The sequence below is a fragment of the Edaphobacter flagellatus genome, from assembly GCF_025264665.1.
In the GTDB taxonomy this organism is placed as follows: Bacteria; Acidobacteriota; Terriglobia; order Terriglobales; family Acidobacteriaceae; genus Edaphobacter; species Edaphobacter flagellatus.
The window spans coordinates 2,836,007-2,857,358 of record NZ_CP073697.1; the positions used below are offsets into that span (position 1 = coordinate 2,836,007).

Annotated in this window: 18 protein-coding genes; 13 read left to right on the top strand and 5 right to left on the bottom strand. The window is 54.5% G+C overall.

All coding sequences use genetic code 11. From position 1 onward, the window contains the following. Positions 1–76 precede the first annotated feature (76 nt). Positions 77–478 carry a DUF1801 domain-containing protein gene (locus tag KFE13_RS11870; protein WP_260703337.1) on the top strand — a complete coding sequence of 134 codons (402 nt, stop codon included), beginning with the start codon at positions 77–79 and terminating at the stop codon, positions 476–478. 48 nt (positions 479–526) lie between these two features. Here the strand turns inward: KFE13_RS11870 and KFE13_RS11875 are convergent, their stop codons facing one another. Further along, positions 527–1,105: a TetR/AcrR family transcriptional regulator gene (locus tag KFE13_RS11875; protein WP_260703338.1), complete on the bottom strand. Its 579-nt coding sequence runs from the start codon at positions 1,103–1,105 to the stop codon at positions 527–529. 129 nt (positions 1,106–1,234) lie between these two features. Here KFE13_RS11875 and KFE13_RS11880 point away from each other — a divergent pair, with 129 nt between their 5' ends. After that, positions 1,235–2,143, top strand: coding sequence for an alpha/beta fold hydrolase (locus KFE13_RS11880; RefSeq protein WP_260703339.1), 909 nt, complete (start codon positions 1,235–1,237; stop codon positions 2,141–2,143). A 248-nt stretch (positions 2,144–2,391) separates the two neighbouring features. Here KFE13_RS11880 and KFE13_RS11885 read toward each other — a convergent pair whose 3' ends face one another. Continuing rightward, positions 2,392–3,744: a Gfo/Idh/MocA family protein gene (locus KFE13_RS11885; protein WP_260703340.1), complete on the bottom strand. Its 1,353-nt coding sequence runs from the start codon at positions 3,742–3,744 to the stop codon at positions 2,392–2,394. 189 nt (positions 3,745–3,933) lie between these two features. After that, the gene (locus KFE13_RS11890) at positions 3,934–5,610 is read right to left on the bottom strand and encodes a CTP synthase (protein WP_260706947.1); all 1,677 of its coding nucleotides are present in this window, start codon (positions 5,608–5,610) and stop codon (positions 3,934–3,936) included. A 212-nt stretch (positions 5,611–5,822) separates the two neighbouring features. Between KFE13_RS11890 and KFE13_RS11895 the strand changes: the two genes are divergently transcribed. The 4 genes from KFE13_RS11895 (at position 5,823) to KFE13_RS11915 (ending at position 9,196) form a co-directional block, all read left to right on the top strand. Next, positions 5,823–6,131: an ABC transporter gene (locus tag KFE13_RS11895; RefSeq protein WP_260703341.1), complete on the top strand. Its 309-nt coding sequence runs from the start codon at positions 5,823–5,825 to the stop codon at positions 6,129–6,131. A 43-nt stretch (positions 6,132–6,174) separates the two neighbouring features. After that, entirely contained in the window at positions 6,175–6,705 is a 531-nt protein-coding gene (locus tag KFE13_RS11900; RefSeq protein WP_260703342.1) for a hypothetical protein, read from the top strand. 110 nt (positions 6,706–6,815) lie between these two features. Then, on the top strand, positions 6,816–8,480 hold the full coding sequence (locus tag KFE13_RS11910) for a c-type cytochrome (RefSeq protein ID WP_313900641.1): 1,665 nt from the start codon (positions 6,816–6,818) through the stop codon (positions 8,478–8,480). A 92-nt stretch (positions 8,481–8,572) separates the two neighbouring features. Then, positions 8,573–9,196: a DUF998 domain-containing protein gene (locus KFE13_RS11915; RefSeq protein WP_260703343.1), complete on the top strand. Its 624-nt coding sequence runs from the start codon at positions 8,573–8,575 to the stop codon at positions 9,194–9,196. Between the two features lie 217 nt (positions 9,197–9,413). On the opposite strand, the gene KFE13_RS11920 is transcribed toward KFE13_RS11915, so the two are convergent. Further along, positions 9,414–9,914: a DinB family protein gene (locus tag KFE13_RS11920; protein WP_260703344.1), complete on the bottom strand. Its 501-nt coding sequence runs from the start codon at positions 9,912–9,914 to the stop codon at positions 9,414–9,416. Then, the gene (locus KFE13_RS11925) at positions 9,905–10,492 is read right to left on the bottom strand and encodes a YraN family protein (RefSeq protein WP_260703345.1); all 588 of its coding nucleotides are present in this window, start codon (positions 10,490–10,492) and stop codon (positions 9,905–9,907) included. The genes KFE13_RS11920 and KFE13_RS11925 overlap by 10 nt, the downstream gene beginning before the upstream one ends. A gap of 114 nt (positions 10,493–10,606) precedes the next feature. On the opposite strand from KFE13_RS11925, the gene KFE13_RS11930 reads away from it, so the two are divergent. From KFE13_RS11930 to KFE13_RS11960, 7 genes are all read left to right on the top strand, one after another. Further along, positions 10,607–11,095: a hypothetical protein gene (locus KFE13_RS11930; protein WP_260703346.1), complete on the top strand. Its 489-nt coding sequence runs from the start codon at positions 10,607–10,609 to the stop codon at positions 11,093–11,095. 302 nt (positions 11,096–11,397) lie between these two features. Continuing rightward, positions 11,398–14,994 (top strand): TonB-dependent receptor, encoded by a 3,597-nt coding sequence (locus KFE13_RS11935; protein ID WP_260703347.1) that lies wholly within the window; start codon positions 11,398–11,400, stop codon positions 14,992–14,994. 473 nt (positions 14,995–15,467) lie between these two features. Next, positions 15,468–16,718 (top strand): GumC family protein, encoded by a 1,251-nt coding sequence (locus KFE13_RS11940; protein ID WP_260703348.1) that lies wholly within the window; start codon positions 15,468–15,470, stop codon positions 16,716–16,718. A gap of 51 nt (positions 16,719–16,769) precedes the next feature. Then, positions 16,770–17,966 carry a glycosyltransferase family 4 protein gene (locus tag KFE13_RS11945; protein WP_260703349.1) on the top strand — a complete coding sequence of 399 codons (1,197 nt, stop codon included), beginning with the start codon at positions 16,770–16,772 and terminating at the stop codon, positions 17,964–17,966. Between the two features lie 206 nt (positions 17,967–18,172). Beyond that, positions 18,173–19,420: a hypothetical protein gene (locus KFE13_RS11950; protein ID WP_260703350.1), complete on the top strand. Its 1,248-nt coding sequence runs from the start codon at positions 18,173–18,175 to the stop codon at positions 19,418–19,420. A 9-nt stretch (positions 19,421–19,429) separates the two neighbouring features. Continuing rightward, a complete protein-coding gene (locus KFE13_RS11955; RefSeq protein WP_260703351.1) occupies positions 19,430–20,167 on the top strand; it encodes a glycosyltransferase in 738 nt (245 codons plus the stop codon). Further along, positions 20,164–21,297 carry a glycoside hydrolase family 99-like domain-containing protein gene (locus tag KFE13_RS11960; RefSeq protein ID WP_260703352.1) on the top strand — a complete coding sequence of 378 codons (1,134 nt, stop codon included), beginning with the start codon at positions 20,164–20,166 and terminating at the stop codon, positions 21,295–21,297. Before KFE13_RS11955 ends, KFE13_RS11960 begins: the two co-directional genes overlap by 4 nt. Positions 21,298–21,352 lie beyond the last annotated feature (55 nt).

Genomic DNA, 21,352 nt, shown 5'->3' on the forward strand with positions numbered 1-21,352 from the left:
GGCTGTCGTCTTCCCATGCGGGGTACTTTCGTTGGATGTTTCGTAACGGTATTGACTTCAGTATTCTGTGGCGGCGATGAAAACGGAGCTACTGCGATTCAACGGAACTGTCGAACGGGATCCTGCTATCGATGCGTGGATGCGTGCGCATGCAGGTGCCCTGGGATCGATTGCGGAAGAATGGTTTGCGGTGATGCGTCGCTGTGGGGACGAGGTTCGGGAGGCTTTGCATGACGGCTGTCCGGTGGCATGCCTGGGCGATGCTCCCTTTGGCTATGTGAATGTGTTTACGGCGCACGTCAACGTCGGATTCTTTCATGGTGCTGCGCTGCCGGATCCGGCCCGCATGTTGCAGGGTACTGGCAAGTTTATGCGTCATGTAAAGCTGCGGGCGGGAGAAACGACGAACGCCGCAGCGCTGGGAAGGCTCATCGATGCGGCGTTCGTGGATATCAAGGCGCGGGTGGAAAACGGTTAGTTCGACGATGGAGAACCGCCGATACTTCGACTCGCTGTGAGAGGCCATTCACTGAAACGCGCCGAGGGCGACGCGTGCGACCTGTTCGAGGGCCTTTTTGTCGGAGTCGAGCCGGGCCATGGCTCTCATGCCCTGGATTGTGACCACGAAGAAGCGGGCGAGGGCTGCGGGGTTGGCTGGGCGGGAGAGCTCTCCCTGTTTCTTCGCTCGCCGGAGCGCCTGAACGAAGATGGCTTCGACTCTGGCCTGGTTATCGCGCAGGAATGCGGCGACTTCCTCGTCTCCCGGATCGCGCTGCAGGTTGGCGCTAAGCAGGAGACATCCCCGCTCGTGCTGCTCCCGGGTTTCGCCTGCGAGGCCGTAGAGCAGCTTCGCGAATCCCTCTTTGATGGATGGAGCGGCCTGGAGCATGTGCTCCATCGCGCCGTTGGTCTGATCGCGGTAGTAGGCCAACGCCTTCAGGTACAACTGGCGTTTGTCGCCGAAGGTGTCGTATAGACTCTGCTTGGCAATGTCCATCTCTTCCATCAACAGCTCGATCGAGGTCTTCTCATAGCCGTTTCGCCAAAAGACATGCATGGCCTTGGCTAAGGCGCGTTCCGGGTCAAATTCCTTCGATCGGGCCATATCTGAAGCATCCAGTTTACGATCGCGGGCTTGACAGTGGTTATTCCAGACCGTATAGTCTGGAATCAATTTTGACTATAACCGGGATCGCCCGAAATCGCCAAGCATGATGTTCAGGAGGCAACGGTAATGAAATCTGCTCTTCGAGCTGGAATTGTCTTTGTTCTCTCCGCCGTATTCTTCTCGATCCTGCCGCGTGCGACGGCGCAGGTCGCAATCGACTCGCGCTCAGCCGAGGTGGACGGCGTAAAGCTGCACTATCTGGTGGCGGGCAAGGGGCCTGCGGTGATCCTGCTGCATGGCTATACGCAGACTTCCCGCATGTGGCGACCGCTAATACCGCGACTTGCGGAGCGGTTTACGGTGATTGCTCCCGACCTGCCGGGGATCGGTGATTCAGAGATTCCGAAGGATGGTCTTGATATGAAGACGGCTGCGATCCGCATCCATGCGCTGGCAAAGTCTCTGGGGATCGGGAAGGCGCGGGTGGTGGGGCACGATATCGGCCTGATGGTCGCCTATGCGTATGCGGCGCAGTTTCCGTCGGAGGTTGAGAAGCTGGTGGTGATGGACGCGTTTCTTCCGGGAGTCGCCGGATGGGAGCTTGCCTATGACAGCCCGGACTTCTGGCATTTCCGGTTCCATGGCCCGACGCCGGAGGCTCTTGTAGAAGGGCGTGAGAAGGTTTATTTTGCCTACTTCTGGAACGACCTGGCAGCGGACAAGACGCACTCACTTCCTGTCGCCGACCGGGAGGCATATGTCGCGGCGTATGCGCGCAACGGTCGGATGCGCGCAGGCTGGGCTTACTTCGCCAGCTGGCCAGAGACGGCGAAGCAATTTGCCCAGATGGCGCAGACGAAGCTGACCATGCCGGTTCTCTCCATTGCGGGCGAGAAGGCGAGCGCGGCGATCCTAAATCCGCAGATGAAGCTGGTCGCGACCGAGGTGAAGGTGATCGAACTGAAGGACACTGGGCATTGGCTGATGGAAGAGCGTCCAAAGGAGACGATGGATGCTCTGGTCGATTTTCTATAACGGGGTTGCGAACAAATGGCCCCGCATCTCAGAAATCGAGATGCGGGTTTACGGAAGACAATGCGTTCTTCACGTTTTTGCATAGCTTCCAGAGAGTATCGACCTGCGGTTTGGCTGTACGAGCAAGGCGGTTTCCATCAGGATCGTGCAAAAACGCAGGTTCCTCGGCTGTGCCGCTTCTTCATTGAAATAGTTGACAAATTGAAACGAGCCGCAAATCACTGATTCCGATCATTAGTCGATACAGCCTATGACATGGTGGCGATGGCGGAGGCGGTGCGTGTCTTCCAGGCTCCGCGGGTGAAGTCGGGGAAATCGAAGGGGGCAGAGCCTTTGGCGATGGAGGAGACACTGAGCGGGCCGACGGAGGCCCAGGCAGCGGCGTCGTAGACGTCCATGTCGGGTGGGAGTCCTTCGCGGACGCATTGGAGGAGGCGGTAGAGCATGAGGAAGTCCATGCCGCCGTGGCCGCCGGACTTTTTGGCAACCTCGCCCATCTTCGCCCAGAGGGGGTGGATGTATTGCTCCTTGTACTGGTCGAGTGAGGTGTAGGCCTCGTTCTTGTCGCCGTCGAAGTAGATGCGCGGTGGGTAGTCCTCGAAGATACCGTTGGTACCGGCAATCATGTTGACGCGGCTGTAGGGGTTGGGCAGCGAGACACAATGCTTGACCGTGATGGTGAGTCCGTTAGCGGTTTTGATGAGCGAGGTGTTCATGTCGCCGCAGACGTACTTTTCGGCCATGCGCGGGTCGTTGGGCTGAAGGTGGGCCTTGCGATAGGCGTCGAGGCCACGCTCGGGCGTGCTCATGGAGACGATGTAGCCGAAGCGGTCGCCGCGGTTGATGCTCATATAGTTGGCGACGGGGCCGAGTCCGTGAGTGGCATAGAGATTGCCGTTGCGCTTGGTGTGTTCGTCGCGGCGCCAGAGGCCTTCGCCCTTGTCGGAGAAGAGTTCGCTGCGGAGGTCGTGGCGGTAGGCTCCCTCGCCGTACATCAGATCGCCGAAGCGGCCCTGGTTGGTCATGCGCAGGACGAGGGTTTCGTTGTAGCCGTAGCAACAGTTCTCAAGCATGATGCAGTGCTTGCGCGTCTTTTCGGAGGTGTTGACGATGTTCCAGCAGTCTTCGAGAGTGACGACGCCGGGAACCTCGATGGCGACGTCTTTGCCGTGGGTCATGGCGAAGAGAGCGACAGGAGCATGCCAGTCCCAGGGTGTGGCGGTGATGGCGAAGTCGATGTCGTTGCGCTTGAGCATGTTCTCGAAATCATGCGGGCCGGAGGTGTAGAGATCGGGGCGCTTTTGGCCATCCTTTTCGACGAGGTTGGCGGCGTTCTCGGCCTTTTCTTTGACGAGGTCGCAGACGGCGACGATCTGTGCGTCGGCGGCGAGGAGGTTCTTCAGTAGCGAGGTGCCGCGGCCTCCGACACCGATCATGGCGATACGGGGGTTCCGCTTGGCAAAGGCGACGTTGATCATGGTGGCGTTGCCGGTGGGTGCGGCTGCGGCCTCAAGGGCAGGGTTGATGCCGGCGGCGAGAGCGCTGGCGGCTCCCAACTGTACGAACCTGCGACGCGACCAAGGATTGCTGCCGAGAGTCATGAATGCCTCACTGGATGGGGATTTACTGAATGGAAGACACTATAGCGATTGTTTTAGATCGTTTTCAACTTAAAACAAGATATTTCGTAAATATTCGAAACTGAAAGGTCGATGACTGTTTTAAGACAGAAAAGACGCCGCTGCTATAGAAGCGAGCCTGCGGCGTCTTTTGTGGAGGGTTTGGAGAGCTTATGCGTTGTGAGCCGGAACGTGCGCTTGCGATTCGGAGGAGGCGGTGGCGCGGGTGCCGCGGTTGCGGTAGCTGGCGGCGACGAAGTCGCGGAAGAGCGGGTGTGGCTCGAGCGGTTTGGATTTGAATTCGGGGTGGAACTGGCAGCCGAGGAAGAAGGGGTGGCCGGGGATCTCGACGATCTCGACGTAGGTGGCGTCGGGGGTGGTGCCGGTGAGGCGCAGGCCGGCTCCGGTGAGGATGGCCTCGTACTCGCGGTTGAACTCGTAGCGGTGGCGGTGACGTTCGGAGATTTCGGTGGTTCCGTAGGCCTTGGCGGCGAGTGAGCCGGGTTCGAGGACGCAGGGCCACGCGCCGAGGCGCATGGTGCCGCCCATTTCTTCGACGCCGGTCAGCTCGCGGAGCTTGTAGATGATGCGGTGCGGCGTGGCAGGGTCGAACTCGCCGGAGTTGGCGTCCTTGAGGCCGGCGACGTTGCGGGCGTACTCGATGCAGGCGGTCTGCATTCCCAGACAAATCCCGAAATAGGGCGTTCCGGTTTCGCGGGCGAAGCGGATGGCGTTGAGCATGCCTTCGATGCCGCGCTTGCCGAAGCCGCCGGGGACGAGGATGCCATCGAATCCGGTGAGCTGGTGGGCGAACTCAAGCGTGGGCCGGCCTTCTTCGTCGCGGGTCTCGAGGCCCTCGGCTTCGATCCAGGTGACGCGGAGCTTGAGGTTGTGGGCGAGCGCGCCGTGGACGAGGGCTTCCTTGAGCGACTTGTAGGAGTCTTCGTACTCGACATACTTGCCGACGATGGCGATGGAGACTTCGTCCTGCGGATTGTGGGCGCGGTAGACGATGTCCTGCCATTTGGAGAGGTCGGGTGCAGGCGCGTTGATGTGGAGGTACTTGAGCGCGAGCGCGTCGACGCCCTCCTGCGCGAAGTTCAGCGGGACCTCGTAGATGCTGGGGACGTCTCGGGCGGCGATGACGGCGGCCTCTTCGACGTTGCAGAAGGCGGCGATCTTCTGCCGCATCTCGCGCGGAACGGCGCGGTCGGTGCGGCAGAGGAGGATGTCGGGCTGGATACCGATGGAGAGCATCTCCTTAACGGAGTGCTGCGTTGGCTTGGTCTTGAGCTCCTGCGCGGCGGCGATCCAGGGGATGAGCGTGACGTGGACGAAGACGGTGTTTTCACGGCCGAGGTCCTGGCGCATCTGGCGGATGGCTTCGAGGAAGGGGAGCGATTCGATGTCGCCGACTGTGCCGCCTATCTCGACGATGGTGACGTCGGTGTCCTGCGCGACCTTGCGCATGGCGTTCTTGATTTCGTTGGTGACGTGGGGGATGACCTGAACAGTTTTGCCGAGGTAGTCGCCGCGGCGTTCCTTGGTGATGATCTGCTCGTAGATGCGGCCGGTGGTGAGGTTGTTGTCGCGGGAGAGCTTGGCGTGGGTGAAGCGCTCGTAGTGGCCGAGGTCGAGATCGGTTTCGGCGCCGTCGTCGGTGACGAAGACTTCGCCGTGCTGGAAGGGCGACATGGTGCCGGGATCGACGTTGAGGTAGGGGTCGAACTTCATCAGGTTGACGCGGAGTCCGCGGGCCTCAAGCAGGCAGCCGATCGAGGCCGCCGCGAGCCCTTTTCCTAACGAAGACACAACACCGCCCGTTACGAAGATGTACTTTGCAGACATTTCCGCGACCTCTTGAAATGGATTGGAAGTTTGTGCGTGGTGTGCACGATTAAGTATCGCAGGGTTGAAGGCTGGAGGCAAGGGTGGATAGATGGTCGGCGATTGAAGGAGCAGGAAAGAAAGATTGGGTGGTATGGTCAGGTGGGAGTTAATCGTCCGATCGAACTTATTGGAGGGGGTAGTCATAGCTTCCGATGTACTTGGAACTGGCCATGAGATACCAACTTGTTTTACAGTTCTGTGCTTCAAGCAAGGAAGACTTCGATGATTTAGTGGCTCTCGAAAAACTGCTCGTCGATAAGCTGCCTCTTGATGCCGAGGTCGACGGTCATGACTTTGGTTGTGACGAGTTCAACATCTTCGTGTTGACTGCTTATCCGAAAGAGACCTTCAATGCTGCCGAAACAATCATTCTGCAGCAAGGCCTTCAGCAGCAGGTAAGGGCTGCCTACCGCGAACTCAATAATGATGACTTTGTCCTACTTTGGCCTCCCAATCTGCGTGAGTTCAAGGTTGTTTAGCGAGTGAGGTTGTAGACACGTGGATGGTAAAGACAGAGCGAGGGTGATTCGGCGGATTCGTATCTGGCTGAGTGTGGTGATTGTTGCTTTGTTGGTGAGTGGAGTGACGGCTTTTCCGTTGGAGACGGAGCTTAGCTGGATTGTCCGGCATGTGGGCTGGGTGCCGTTGCCGGGGCTGGTGGCATGGCTGGAGCGAGTGTACGGCGCGCTGGCGGCTACGAATCGGGAGTATCCGTTTCTGGCATATGGAACAGACTGGCTGGCGTTTGCGCATCTGGTGCTGGCGGTGCTGTTCCTTGGGCCATGGGTTGATCGCCTGCGGCGGGGTTCTGCTACTGGCTCTGATTGCAGGGCCTGTGCGGGAGATTCCGTTCTACTGGCGGCTGATCGATTGCAGTTTTGGCGTGTTTGGCGCATGGCCTCTGTGGGTGTGCCTGAGGGATATTCGCGAGCTGGAACGGGAGTAGATTGGCAAAGTGCGCCAGATGCAGCCTGGAGGCGTGCTTTTACGTCCTATATCCAGCTTTCGGAAAAATTTGTAGGACCCTTGGCTTATGCCGACGGTGGCTTCTAGCTGATAAAGTGGCTGGTGAAATCTTCCGGGGATGTTTCCCGAACAAATTGGTAGGACTTCAGCTCCATTCTGTTTCGCAAACGGCTTTAACTTAGCAAAGAGAGGGACACTTGAAATCGAGGACATCTGTCTCAGTACTGGCCATCGCCGTTTTTGCGGCGGTTGGCTCCCTGTCGGCCCAGAGCTTCCATAATGCTCCGGCCGATGCTGACGCCAAGGAACCGCCGAAGGTTTCTCCTGCGGATGTGGATGCGGGCAAGGCTACCTATGCGCAGCGTTGCGCGGCCTGTCATGGCGCGACGGCCAAAGGGCAGGGAAATATTCCGGCACTGGCGACCGGGCCGACGCAGACGGCCAAGCCGGGCGAGGTCTTCTGGTACATCACGAAGGGCGACCTGATGAACGGCATGCCTTCGTGGGCCGGTGTACTGACCGACGAGCAGCGCTGGCAGGTGGTGGCGTATCTGAAGTCGTTGGGCAGTGGAGGGGGAGCTGCTGCTTCTTCTTCAAACGGCAAGAGCGCGGTGAGCGATGTGCCGTTCGAGGCTCCGGCTCCGGTGGCTCCGTTTACGGATTTTCGTTATGAGAAGCCGGGCCTGACGCGCAAGATTACGGTGGCCGATCTGCCGCAGCCGTTTGCGACGGAGTCGGCGGGCAATCCGCCGAAGCTGGTGGACCGGCCAGAGGGTGCGTGGCCCGTGGCTCCCGAAGGTTTCAAAGTGGAGCTTTACAAGACAGGGCTTGAGAATCCGCGTCTGATCCGCACCGCTCCGAACGGCGATTTGTTTGTGGCGGAGACGGCGAAGGGACAGATTCATGTCTTCCGCGGCATTACCGCAGACGGCAAGCCGAAGGAGGAAAGCGTATTTGCGACAGGGCTGAATCGTCCTTTCGGCATCGCGTTCTATCCGCAGGGGGCGAACCCGAAGTGGGTGTACATCGGCAACCTGGATTCGGTGGTGCGCTTTGCGTACAAGAACGGCGACCTGAAGGCTGCGGGTGCACCGGAGCACATCGCCGATATTCCCGGAGGGCGCGGGCATACGACGCGCGATGTGCGTTTCTCGCTGGACGGCAAGAAGATGTGGGTGTCGGTGGGCTCGGGCTCGAATGTGGATGACCCGGACACGACGCCTGCGGAGAAGAACCGCGCCGACGTGCTGGAGTTCACGCCCGAGGGCAAGAACATGAAGGTGTATGCCTACGGCATTCGCAACTGCGTGGGGGAAGAAGTCAACCCGAAGACGGGCGAGCTGTGGTGCTCGGTGAATGAGCGCGACGCGTTGGGCGACAACCTTGTTCCCGACTACATTACGAGCGTGAAGCCAGGCGGTTTCTACGGTTGGCCGTGGTGGTATATGGGGCCGCACCAGGACCCGCGTCATGCGGGGAAGCATCCGGAGCTGAAGGACAAGGCGATTGTGCCGGATGTGCTGCTGAACCCGCATAACGCGTCGCTGGAGATCACGTTCTATAACGGCAAGCAGTTTCCGTCGGAGTATGACGGCGACATTTTTGCCGCGGAGCATGGCTCGTGGAACCGGTCTGCACGTGTGGGGTACGAGGTGATTCGCGTGCCGCTGCATGGGACGGGGCATGCGTCGGGTGAGTACCAGGACTTCCTGACGGGCTTCGTGCTGCCGAGCGGGCAGGTGTGGGGACGTCCGGTAGGCGTGACGACGGCACAGGATGGTTCACTGATGGTGACGGACGATGGCACGAACTCGATCTGGCGCGTGAGCTACACGGGAGCGGGGAAGGGTTCGGGCAGGTAAGTATTCTGCAAACCCATTCGATTTGTTGAGGGCCCGGCTTTGAGCCGGGTCTTTTTTGGGCAAGACTATACTTGACGCACCGAGAGCCGACCATGAGAACGCACAAAGTTGAGAGTACGTCTGTCTTCTTCGCGACCACATCAATTGCGTGCTTCACGTACGCCGTCCTCGCGCTGCTCCTTTTGCATATACTTCGGCCTGATTATGCTCCGGCCCATCACATGATCAGCGACTATGCAGTCGGCCGCTATGGCTGGGTCATGACGACTTGCTTCCTGGCTATGAGTTGCGGATGCCTGATGTTGCTGCTTGGACTGCTTCGCAGCGGCCCCGTTGTGATCGCAGCTCGTATCGGCGCGTTGCTGTTGGGAGTCGCGTCGGTCGGCCTGGTGGTTTCAGCGATCTTCCCGACCGACGTCCAGCTGCCACAGACCCGCGCGGGTGAGATTCATGACATGAGCTTCCTTGTGAACATCGGGAGCACCGTCCTTGCAATCGTACTTCTGTCCGCGAGTTTCGGGAGTCAACCACGTTGGCGCCCTTATCGACGCACCGCCTTGGTACTAGCCGGACTGGTTGTACTCTCTGTCGTTCTCCAGTTCCTTACGCTTCACAAGGGCGCGCCCTACGGTCTCGCGAATCGGCTGGCTGTGACTATGCTTTTCGCGTGGCTACTCGGAACCTCGATCCGATTGCGTGCAGTGGCGCGTGACTGAGTGTGTTTGGGCGGAGCCGGTCCGAGGCTGCTACGCATCAAACTTTAAGTGGGTGAGTCAGGTATGTTGCCACCTTTTTTTGTCAGGTCGGATGCGGGAGGTTTTATGCTCCATCCTGGAGCAGGAGTACAGCTACAGGCAAAATGCGGGGGTTCCTCGACTCGCTGCGCTCGCTCGGAATGACACTCTTCTGGCCGATCCGGCTTCACTTGGAATGTCAGGCTTCGCCGGGGGTGATCCAGGTTTTGAGGGCGAGGAGATGGTGTTGCATGTGGGCGATGTAGTCCTCGATGAGGAAGCCGAGGGTGAGGACGGAGCCGGCGACGGAGGCCTGGTTGGAGAGGGCGCGTTGCGGGATGTGGCGGACGGTCCAGACGATGTGTTCGTTGAGGGCGAACCAGAGGGCGAGGACTTCGGCCCACTCGCGCTGTCTATAGTGCTGGATTTCGACCCAGGCCTCCTGCGCGTAGCCGGGCATGCGTTCGGGGCCGATCTGCATGCGAATGATGCGGGAGAGGTTATTGATGGCGGAATCGGTGAGGTGGCCGATGGTTTCTTTGGCGGACCACTTGCCCTCGCGCTCGGGGAGGCTGGAATCGGCGTTAGAGAGGGTGACGAGCCAAGGGACGGCGTTGCGGAGAGTCGTGGCGAGGTGTTCGCTGAGTGCGGTGGGATCGAGACGTTCCGGGTCGGTTGGTTGTGTATAGGTCAGGCCCATCCGAAGGCTCCTTTGTTAAGAATGATGCTGGGGTCGGAGTGGGGAGATGGTTGCGGGTGTCTTTCTTGTACTGATTCAGAGATGCGGGTTTCGGGTTGCTTGGGAGCGCCATCGAGGTATATGGAGAGGACGTCGAAGCGTGCAGGGACACCGCGTGCAGCGGGCGGGAGACGGCGAATATAGGAGCGGGCGAGCTTGCGGAGGGTCTGCTGTTTGTCGGCGTCAATGGCGGCTTCAGCTGGGATGGCGTCATGGCGGGAGCGTGTCTTGATTTCAATGAAACAGAGCGTGGGGCCTTCCCAGGCGATGAGGTCGAGATCGCCGCGGAGCTTGGGGTTGCGCCAGCGGCGGGCGACGATGGTGTAGCCGTGCAAGCGGAGAAAGAAAATGGCTTCGCGTTCGCCGTCGATGCCGGTGACGAGATGTGCGGGCGCATGTCGGCGACGGCGTGCGAGCGTGGCGAGGCGGCGCAGGGCGCGGGCCTGGAGGCCGATCCATGCGCGGCGCACGAGGCCAGGCCGGGAAGAGGAGATTGGTAGTGAAGAGCCTGGCCGTGCGGTGTGCGGCGAGGAGTCCATGGGCCAAGGATATCGCAAGAAGGTTTCGATACGAGTGTATTGGAGGCGCGCGGGAACGTTTTGATAGCGGGGAAGCGTCTAATATAGCGAGGAAAGGATTGAGGTGGAGAGACGATGACGCTGCTGAATGCTCCGAAGTATGACGCGGGAAGCGAGAGACGAAGGACGGGCCTGATCTTCGGAGGCATTGGTGTGGTGTTGCTGGCTGCCGTGGTGGGCGTGCTGGGGTTTCTGCTGGGGCATGGGTGGTTCTTCACCAACCTGGGAGCGGAGCATACCGTCGACCGATTTTTCACGGCGCTGGAGCAGAAGGATTACAGCGCGGCGTATGCGATCTGGATGAACGATCCGGACTGGCAGAAGCATCCGGAGAAGTATGACTACACGCTGAAGCGCTTCACCGAAGACTGGACGACGGAGAGCCCGGTGGGGCCGATCACGTCACATCATGTCGACATCTCGAAGACAGACGGTACGGGGACGTTCGGGACAGGCATCATTGTCGCGGTGCGGGTGAATGGCGGGAAGAAGATTTTTATGTGGTACGAGAAGAAGGATAAGACGCTGACGTATCCGGCGCCGCATGAGCTGGAATACAACTGAGCGCGATCTAGTTACAGAGATAGGTTTAGCGAACGCTGCAGGAACGGAAGCTCGCCCGGGCGGGTTTGTGGGCCTCCGTGCGTGCGAGGCATTTGTCCTAGCTGTTGTTAGGGCGATACGTGATTTTCTATGTTTCACGTGATGAAAAGCCGCTTTCATACTTGACAGTGATGTATCCGGTTACATAATTTGCCGAGCTGAAAGATTTCTGCGACAACTGCGTGGCTCAAAAGAGTTTGGCCTTCGAGATTGCGATGGACTTCGCGACGCGCTGTGCAGGGTCTTCCATTCAGGGAGGCGTAATGCGATACCACAGAATGATCTCTTGGTTTCTTTCCTTCGTCGTTGTTGTCGCTCTTACGACGAGTACGCTGCTGGCTCAGCGTACGACCGGCGTTATTAACGGAACGGTCAGCGATCCGGAGACGCGCGTGATTGAGGGTGTCGCCGTCACGTTGACGAACCAGGACACGAATGTTGTCAGCCGGGCTACGACGAACGGCAGCGGTTCCTTCGTTTTTCTGAATATCGACCCCGGTCCGTATGTATTGAAGTTCGAGCGGCAGGGATTCAAAACGTTGACGGTGCCCACGTTTACTCTCACGGTTAACCAGACGCTGACCGAGAACGAGACGATGGTGGTTGGCGCTACGACGGAGACGGTCGAAGTAACGGCCGATCAGGTTGGCATCATGCTGCAGAAGAGTAACTCAGAGCTGGGCAACGTGATTCAGGCCAAGGAGATTCAGCAGCTCCCGCTGAATGGAAGAAACTTTACGTCGCTGCTGGTGCTGTCGCCGGGCGTGACACCGGTATCGACGGCGCAGGGATCGGGCATCAGTACGACGGACGCCGGCATCAGTGCGATTCCGGGAACGCAGTTCTATAAGGTTTCGTTCTTCGGGCAGCAGAACCGCGAAACGCTGTATCTGATGGACGGTATCGTCAACACCGACCTGCGCGGAGCAATCTACGGATTTCTGCCGATCATCGATGCGATGAGCGAGTTTAAGGTGCAGTCGCACATTGACAGCGCCGAATATGGTGTCGTGACGGGCGGCATCGTTAACATGCTGTCGCGGTCGGGAACGAATAAGTTCCACGGCTCGGTGTGGGAGTTTGTGCGCAACAACCTGTTCGACGCGCGCAACAGCTATACCGACTTCTGCTCGACAGGGCGCTGTGCACCGGGGACTCCGACGACAACGCCTGCTGCGCCAGGGCACTATACGCAGAACCAGTTTGGTGCGTCGCTGGGCGGCCCTATCTTCAAGGACCGTGTCTTCTTCCAGGGAGCCTACGAAGGCTGGCGTTACACGAAGCCGACGCTTTCGACGACGCTGGTTCCGTCTGCGCAGGAGCTTGGCGGGGACTTCACGAACAGCTTCTACACGCAGAAGTTCTACAACCCATATTCGACGGTATGCGCCGGAGGCAACTGTACGGTGCAGCAGTTTCAGTGCGACACAGCGGGAAATCCGTTAGCCGCTTCCAACAATATTCAGCCCGCAGGCGTTCCGTGCGCCAAGCTTCCCGCGTCCATGCTGAACCCAACGATGCTGAAGTACATCCAGACGTACTACCAGGCAGCGAACTCTCCGACGACGTTGTCGGCCGGTTATAACTTCGTGGAGAACCGGGCCCAGATCGATAACAATAATTCCTATCAGGCGCGTATCGACTTTCACCTGAGCGACAAGAACTTCGGCTTCGGCCGTATCAGCCAGATGTGGGTTTATGACTCGCAGCCTGTAGCCGGAACGATCGAATCGAACATCTCCAACTATCACGCGTATAACTTCGGCGGAGGCTTTACGCATGTGTTCACCCAGAATCTTCTGCTGGATGTACGCGGTGGCGCCATGTTGAAGCCATACACGTTCAACTCCACCGTTTCAGCGGCGGGAGCTCAGGGTGCTGCGAGTGCTGGTTTTCAGAATGTGACGCAGTATGGCGGCATGTATATCAATCTGGGTTCGCCGTATTCGACTGCAAACGCTGGAAGCTCCGGAGATTCGCAGCGCGGCAATCCTGTTGCGAATGGAGGCGGCAGCGTCTCGTGGATCCACGGCCGTCATACCTTCAAGGGCGGCATCGATTATCTCTACCAGAATCGGTTGCAGCGCAATCTCTACCAGCAATTTACCTTTAGCGATGCTGTCACAAGCAACGTCAACCGTCAGGATCCGGTGACCAAAAAAGCGACGGGTAACTCGCTTGTGTCCGCTCTTCTTGCGGCGCCAGCAACCTTTACCGCGCAGACGCCGATCAATGCCGAAGTGTTCTTCAACATGCAGCTCTGGTCGGGCTATGTGCAGGACAGCTGGAAGGCCACACCGAACCTGACATTGAACTTCGGCATTCGGTATGAGTATCTGCCCAGGATCCAGATGCTGGACAACCGATTGGCGAACCAGCTCGACTTCCCCAACCAGACCTATACCATCTCTGCCAAGTCGGTTCCTGCCTGCACGACGACTTTTGTGAATCCATGCATTCCGGGTGGGATCGCATCTGTGCCGTACAACAGCAATATCAAGTTCGGCAACGGGGACCCGCTCTCCGGGCCGTCGATCAACGACAATATCGGGCCGCGATTCGGCTTCGCTTATGCATGGGGTGAAAAGACCGTCATCAACGGTGGCGTAGGCATGTTCTATGACACCATCACGGCGCGCAGCCAGTGGGTTCAGAACAATATCGAAGGCCCGACGTGGCCGTGGACAACAGGCATTTCGAATCAGCAGACCAATATCCAGACGAGCGGAAACTGGCCTGGCAGCCCACAGAATCCTGTGACGTTGATTACGAGTCTCGAAGGCAACTTCCCGAATCCAGTCGTCGCTGCAAGCCCCTGGCTTGTCGCCGGAGCCTATACTTCGAAGCCCAACTATAAAGATCAACGCGCCGTTGAGTGGAACCTGCAGGTGCAGCAGCAGCTTGCTCCAACGACACTGTTCTCGTTGGGTTATGCAGGATCGAAGAGCACTCGCCTGAACTATACGGGCTTTGCGAACACGGGGCGCAATGCGTCGAATTCGGCAACAACGACCGCATCTCAGGTCGACGCAACGAAGTACATCCCCTGGATGGCTCCGACATGGCACTACTCCACCGACACGGGCTATGCCAATTATCATGCGCTGCTGGCAAGCTTCCAGAAGCGGTTTGCTAACTCGCTGAACACGATCGTTTCGTATACCTGGTCGAAGTCGCTCGACAACAGCAGTGGATGGTTCGAAGCGGAGAACGGTACCGGCGGAGGCTCTGTGGTGCAGAACTACTTTGACCCGCGGAATGCCTATGGCACTTCGTCGTACGACATACGCCACTTCTTTTCGTGGAGCACGGTATACGCACTTCCGTTTGGCCGCGGGCAGAAATGGTTGCAGACCGGCATTGCCTCGTATGTACTCGGCGGCTGGAAGACAAACTATCTCTTCCAGACTCGCTCTGGGCAGCCTTACAACCTGAATGTCAACGGTGATCCGGCGTTCATCTCGGGCAACAACGGCTCGGTTAGCGGCTACTCGCGGCCGAACGTTGTGGGCGATCCACGCACGGGAACCTGCGGCGCAACTCCAGTTGGCAAGCGTGGTCCGGGCGGGTTCTGCATGATCAACCCCTCCGCGTTCTCGGTGCCTGTCGCTTCGTTTGGCAATATGAGCAAAATGGCTTACCGTCTCCCTGTTTCGAATAACCTCGACTTTTCACTGGTCAAGGAAACGCCGATCTGGGAGAACGTGAACCTCGAGCTGCGCGCCGAGTCCTTCAACCTCCTGAACGTCGTACTGCCGGGGAATCCGGGAACGACGATCGGCAACGCTTCCGCAGGATTGGCAACAACACAAGGCAATAGCCCACGGCAGCTTCAATTGGGAGCGAAGATTCTGTTCTAAGGGGAGGTTACGGGCATCGGTTGCAGGATCTTCTGGATAACGTATGCCGGGAGATTATGAGTCGAATTAGTATTTCTATCGATGCATACGTAAATGGTTTAGGATTCCACTCAAGTACTAACCTAATCGATTTGGGCCAAGATAATCATGGGATTGCGATTTGCCACGGATCGTCGGCCGGCCTGAAAACTAGAGTCATGTTCAGTCCCCTGCTCAACAGTGCTCGTGATCAGGATAAGCACTATTGTACGTAGGCTGCGTGCTCAGTCGTGGGCGTTATTTATCTCAAGAGGCAGTGCGATCAATAAGTTATAGGCTTTTGTTCGCAGGGGGATGCACTTTGCGTCGCAGCTTGTTCTATCCTGAATTGGGTTGATCGCTAATTCTAGATTTGATAGGAGAAGACGGCCCAATCGTAAACTCGTTTGGGATAGCAATTGCTGCAGCTAGCGGTGTCTTTAGGAAATAAAATTATGTTGCAAGAACCAGTACTGAGCCATCTCGACTCGCCTACCAGCGGAGAGTCAGCTTTTAAGACGCAACAGCCAGGCTTGGAAGAACCCCCAAAAATCGACCCATTAAAATTATCCCTGATACTGTTGCAGGGTAAGAAAACAATCTTGCGATTTGCGCTGGTCACAATAGTGCTAACCGCTGGTTTGGTGTTTTTCGTCTTGAAGCCCACTTATACTGCCGAAGCCGTCTTTCTTCCACCACAAAACTCACCGGGTAGCAGTATGGCTCAAATAGCAAGCCAACTGGGCTCACTCGGAGCCATCGGAGCGTTAGGAGGATTGAAGAGCCCAGGAGATTTATATATTGGGATCCTTGGTAGTCATACGATTGCGGATACGCTTGTAAAGCGGTTTAACTTGCAAGAAGTTTATAAAGCTAAGAGACTTAGTGATGCCGAAAGAGTACTCAGAAGCAATAGCAAATTTGTTTCCGGCAAAGATACGCTAATTACGGTATTGGTGGAAGATCATGATCCCAAACGCGCTTCTGATATTGCAAACGGTTATCTAGATGCTTTGTATGAACAAAATGGTCGGCTTGCACTAACCGAAGCAGCGCAGAGAAGAGCCTTCTTTGAGGAGCAGCTTCAGCATGAGAAGAATGCTTTGGCAGATGCTGAAGTTCAGCTGAAAATTACACAGGAGCAAACCGGTCTGATTTCTCCGGTTGGTCAGGCTCAAGCAGAGATCCAGGCAATTGCGGAATTGCGGGCTCAAATCACTAGTCGCGAGGTTGCCCTCGGCTCTTTGAAGCAAGCGGCTACAAGCCAAAATCCAGAAGTAGTTCGATTGCAGACAGAGATTTCTGGGTTACAAAATCAGCTTCAAAAGCTTCAGAACGACAACCAGAAATTCCAGCCGGGCGACATACAACGACCAACGGCTAAGATACCTCAACTGGCCTTGGAGTATGTACGCCGACAACGAGAAGTTAAATATCACGAAGTTTTATTTGAACTAATTGCAAAGCAATACGAAGCTGCGCGACTAGACGAATCGCGGGAATCCCCGTTGTTGCAAATCGTTGATCGAGCAAGAATTCCAGATAGAAAGTCAGGACCGCCAAGGATGCTGCTTCTTTTAGCCGGAGCCTTTTTCGGAATCGCTTTGGGGGTGATTTATGTTCTCCTGCGACACGCATTTCGAACGATGCAACAAGATCCGGTAATGGCAGAACAACTTAAGGCGTTGCGCCAAGCGGCCTTATAAGCTAGACCAGATCTAAGGCAGACAAACATGTCATGCCGACAAGGAATTCCAATGAACACGGACAGATACTATAGAGTAGGGTTCGTTCTCCATTCTAATCTCTGGGTTGGCGGACAGAATTACCTGAAAAATCTGTTTGCGGCAATTCATGCTCTACCATACAGTGTGATCAAGCCAGTAGTGTTTACTGGCACGAAGGCGGATATAAAGTTTGCCGAGTTCCCACGAGTTGAAGTAATACGAACACGGATCCTTGATCACAAGGGTTCCGCTTGGTTTCTTCGTGAAGGAATTGGGAAGGTCACCAAGTACGATTTTTGGCTGCGAAGGCTCTTGCGTCGCCATCATGTGTCTGCACTTTCGCACCTTTTTAGCCTGCGCTCCCGATTGCCGGTTCCAACAATAGGATGGATACCCGATCTCCAACACGTCTATCTCCCAGAGTTCTTTAGCGTTGAGGAACGTAAACGACGAGATCGAGAGTTCATGGAGTTATGTGTGAATTGCGACAAGGTAATTGTCAGTAGCGAATGCGCAGGAATTGATCTGCAGTCCTTTGCTCCGGAATATACATATAAGACAGAGTTGTTGCGATTTGTAGGCAGTCCAGTCCTACCTCAACAGTCCATCCATTTACAGGAACTGCAGAAGATATATGGTTTCGAAGGCCCCTACTTCTTGCTGCCCAATCAATTTTGGGCGCATAAAAATCATCGCGTCGTTATTAGCGCACTGAATCTTTTGAAGAGTAAAAACAAGCGGGTGTTAGTTCTCGCCACGGGATCGACGCAAGACTATCGCCACCCTACCTTCTTTTCGTCTCTTATGCAATATGCCGGAGAATGCGGTGTGCTGGACGCGTTTAGGGTTTTAGGACAGATTCCGTACGACCACCTCGTAGCTCTTATGCAACATGCAATTGCTTTAATCAACCCATCTCGATTTGAAGGATGGAGCAGTACTGTCGAGGAGGCTAAATCCATTGGAAAACAGATTGTGTTATCGGATATACCGGTGCATCGAGAGCAAGCCCCGCAACGTTGCTTTTTCTTTCCCCCAGATGATCCTGACGCTTTGGCAGATCAAATCCTCGCTGCTTTGAATCAATTTGACCAACGTCATGAAGCCCTAATGCAGGAAGCGGCTAGCGCTCAGTTCTCTGCCAGGCAAAAGGCTTACGGAGAGAGGTACGAGCAGATTGTCTTAGATGTATTGAAGAATTTAAATTCTAATTCATCAATGAGTTAGATCGTTCCAAACCTTGTGTGCGAAGACATAGAATACCCATGATTGTACTTTTAGAGATGGCAGCATGAGCTAAATAGTCAGTTAGTTATCTGATAAATGACCACATGATTGTCAGGAAGCCAAATGATTGCTCGGCCCGGAGTCGAAGCATCCCTAATGCTTGCGCATAATGCGAGCGAGCACGCCAGTAATCCAAGTAGAAATAAATGTTGATAGCCTATCACAGTATATTCCAAGGGATACCGTATATCGTTCTTGTTATCGCGGTGTTATCCCTCACTTCATTGATCTTCCAAAAGCGTTCTTCGATCGCTAGATCAATTTTGTTTTCATTTGGTTTTTGGTTGGCGCCTTTATTCTACCTGACGTACGTTGTTTTAGTGCATCAACTATCAATAGAGATAGCTGGTGCCTTCATTGTAGAATTTGTAATTCTTATTAGTTACCTAAGCTTATTTTCAAGATTACTAACGATCGTTAGCGAGGGTAAGTCGATAGATACCAATCTAATGATGAGATGGCTCAAAACTGGTCTTATCGTGATTATTATTCTCGCCAGCCCGTTGCTCCTTACAGGGAGTTTTGGAATCTTCTCAGAGACATCGAGAAATGATTACTTAGCAGATTCAAGGTGGTATCTGTACTCTCTCTATGCATCAATTTTGATACAGGCGGCAATGGTTCCTGTTGTTGCATCAATTCTAAATAGTCAAAGACGATGGAATAAACTTGTTATATTTTATCTGGTCATAATATCAACGTTCTTGTTGCTTGGAGGATCCAAAGGAGGGGGGATTTTATCGTTTATCGCGATATTTAGCTTGGTTAGACTGCAAAGTCTAAGAGAGTACGTCAGATTTTTCCGAGTACCGTTGCTAGGTATGGCCGCTGTCGTCTCTTTGTCAGTTTTTGTGTTGGGAAAATTTCTTGCTCTAGACCCAATTCAGATGCTCTTGCTGATGCTTTCAAGGATATTTATAAATAATGATGCAAGGGCCTTAGCGATTGATCTTTCGGGCTCTCCTAATTGGCATAGTGTCTCGCTCTTTAGAGAATCTTTCCGATCCTACGCAACGCTTCTCGGAACTTCTCCGGCTTATCCCCCGTTGGGGCAATATCTGTATATGTGGGCATTCCGAAGTAATGGTTTCGTTGGCGCAAACACTTCCAGTACCGCTTTAATGATCTTATATGGGAGTGGAGTTGAAAAAATTATATTTTCTATCGGGATATGCATGCTAGCTCTTGGAATTTGCCTGTTCTCGCGCATACGTGGCCAGTATTCAATTATCAGACTTGCTATCGGTATTTTCCTGCTATCTTCACTGTCACAAGACTTTCTAGCATTTCAATTAGCGGTAAACATTCTAATGTTAGTAGCCATTCTATTCCTTCTATTTAGTTTCGGCAGATATTTACTTATTTATTGTACGAAACCAAGCTTGGTCTCATGAAGGTTGTTCGTGTCTAAATTATCTGCGGCAGTACCTCAAGTTTCTATAATCCTACCTGCATTGACGGTGAATAGTGACTACCTTCGTTGCCTATATTCAATTCGCGCCGCCCTCTCGGGAAAAGTTAGCTACGAAATCATCAGTATCGTTCGCGATATAAAAGCATTCACTAACTTGGCAAGTCCCGATCTACGCATCTTTTTAGAAGAAGGCCCTGGAATCTACCGCGCCATGAATCTTGGTATCGATAGAGCTGCAGGAGAATATATCTATTTCATCGGGCAGGACGATATTTTACTGCCGGATGCAGCCGCATCTGTCGTTCGAGGTAGCGCAAGAGAAGCAGATGTGATTCTTGCTAACGTGTTCTGGGGCAGTGGGCGGATTCATAGAAATTATGTGCTAAGACAATCTCTCGTGTGGACAAACTGGTGTCATCAGGGTGTCTTCTATAAACGGACCGTATTCGTGAAAATCGTCGGGTCATTTCCTTTGGAGTACAAGGCTCAGGCAGATCACTATTCAAACATTGTTTTGAGTACGAATCGAACAGTGAGAGTCGTTAAATATAATGGGTGTATAGCTTGGTATTCAGCCACCGGATTTTCCACGCAGTCGCCGGACCTTGTTTTTAGAGCAGCTTTTCCTGGGCTCGTGCGCGAGCACTTTGGATTAATATCGTACTGCTCGGTAAAGCTGAGGCGAGCTTTGTTGAAATGTATTAAGCTCATGCTGAAGGCCAAATGAAACGATACGCAATTTTCTTTCCACAGTTTCATCAAGTCAAAGTCAATGATCTTGCCTGGGGGCATGGATTTACGGATTGGGCACTCGTTGCTGCAGCCAACGCGTTCAATAACTGGATACGTCGTGCTCCGGCTTGCGGTTTTTATGATCTATCTAAGGTCGATGACATTAGAGATAGGCTCGAAACTGCAGCGGCTGCTGGATTAGACGGTTTTGGGATATACCACTACCGATTTGATGACGGCCCGGAGCTCGATGCGGTCGAGAGGTATCTACGTCAATTTCCTACGCCTGCCGGATTCAACTATTTTTTTATTTGGGCTAATGAAGACTGGTCTAAGCGGTGGGTAGACAACGATACTAAGATTCTCAAGTCTATGCCAACTGAACTTAGTAGAGAACAAGTTGCCGATCATGTGGCTTACCTTAAGCCATTTATGGAATCCGAGGCGTATACGAAATTGGCGAATAAGCCTATGTTCGTTATATACAGACCCGACTGGTTTAAAGATACAGCTACCGTCGTGAACCTCTACAGGCAAGAATTCGAACGTACTGGGTTGAATGTGTCGATAGGGTTCTTCGCCAAAAATACACTTGACGCGGAATATTCGAAACTCTTCGATTTTTGCTATATCTTCGAGCCTAGAATGTTCTTTAATTTTCAAGGACTGCGAAAAAATGTAACTCTAATCGGTATCTACAGTAGATTACTCAAGTTAATGCCACGCGAGAGAGGTGAGTGGCTTTCTGAACATATCAACCGATTCTCGAGAAAAAGGTCTAACAAGTTTTCATTTGCAGATTTTTTGTCATACTTTAAGTCAAACGAGCGCCAACAATTCATTCGTTCGATTGATTGCCCTGTGCAAAATATTTTGACCGCTGGCTGGAACAATACGCCACGATATCGTCAGTACTTTACTCAAGTGGATGTCCCCAGTGCTGAACAATTCTCGTCTATGCTTAATTGGTCTCTCGGTGATCGCCAGTACTCCGAAGACATTCCATTGTTATGCAATGCATGGAATGAATGGTCGGAAGGTGCGGCAATTGAGCCATGCGCTTATCTAGGAGATGTGTTGCTGAAAAACTACCTTGAAAGTGCCGAGGAGAACCCACTGGTCTAAATACGTACGTATAGATACACCGGTAGCGCAGCGGATTTATAGGAGGGGATTTGAG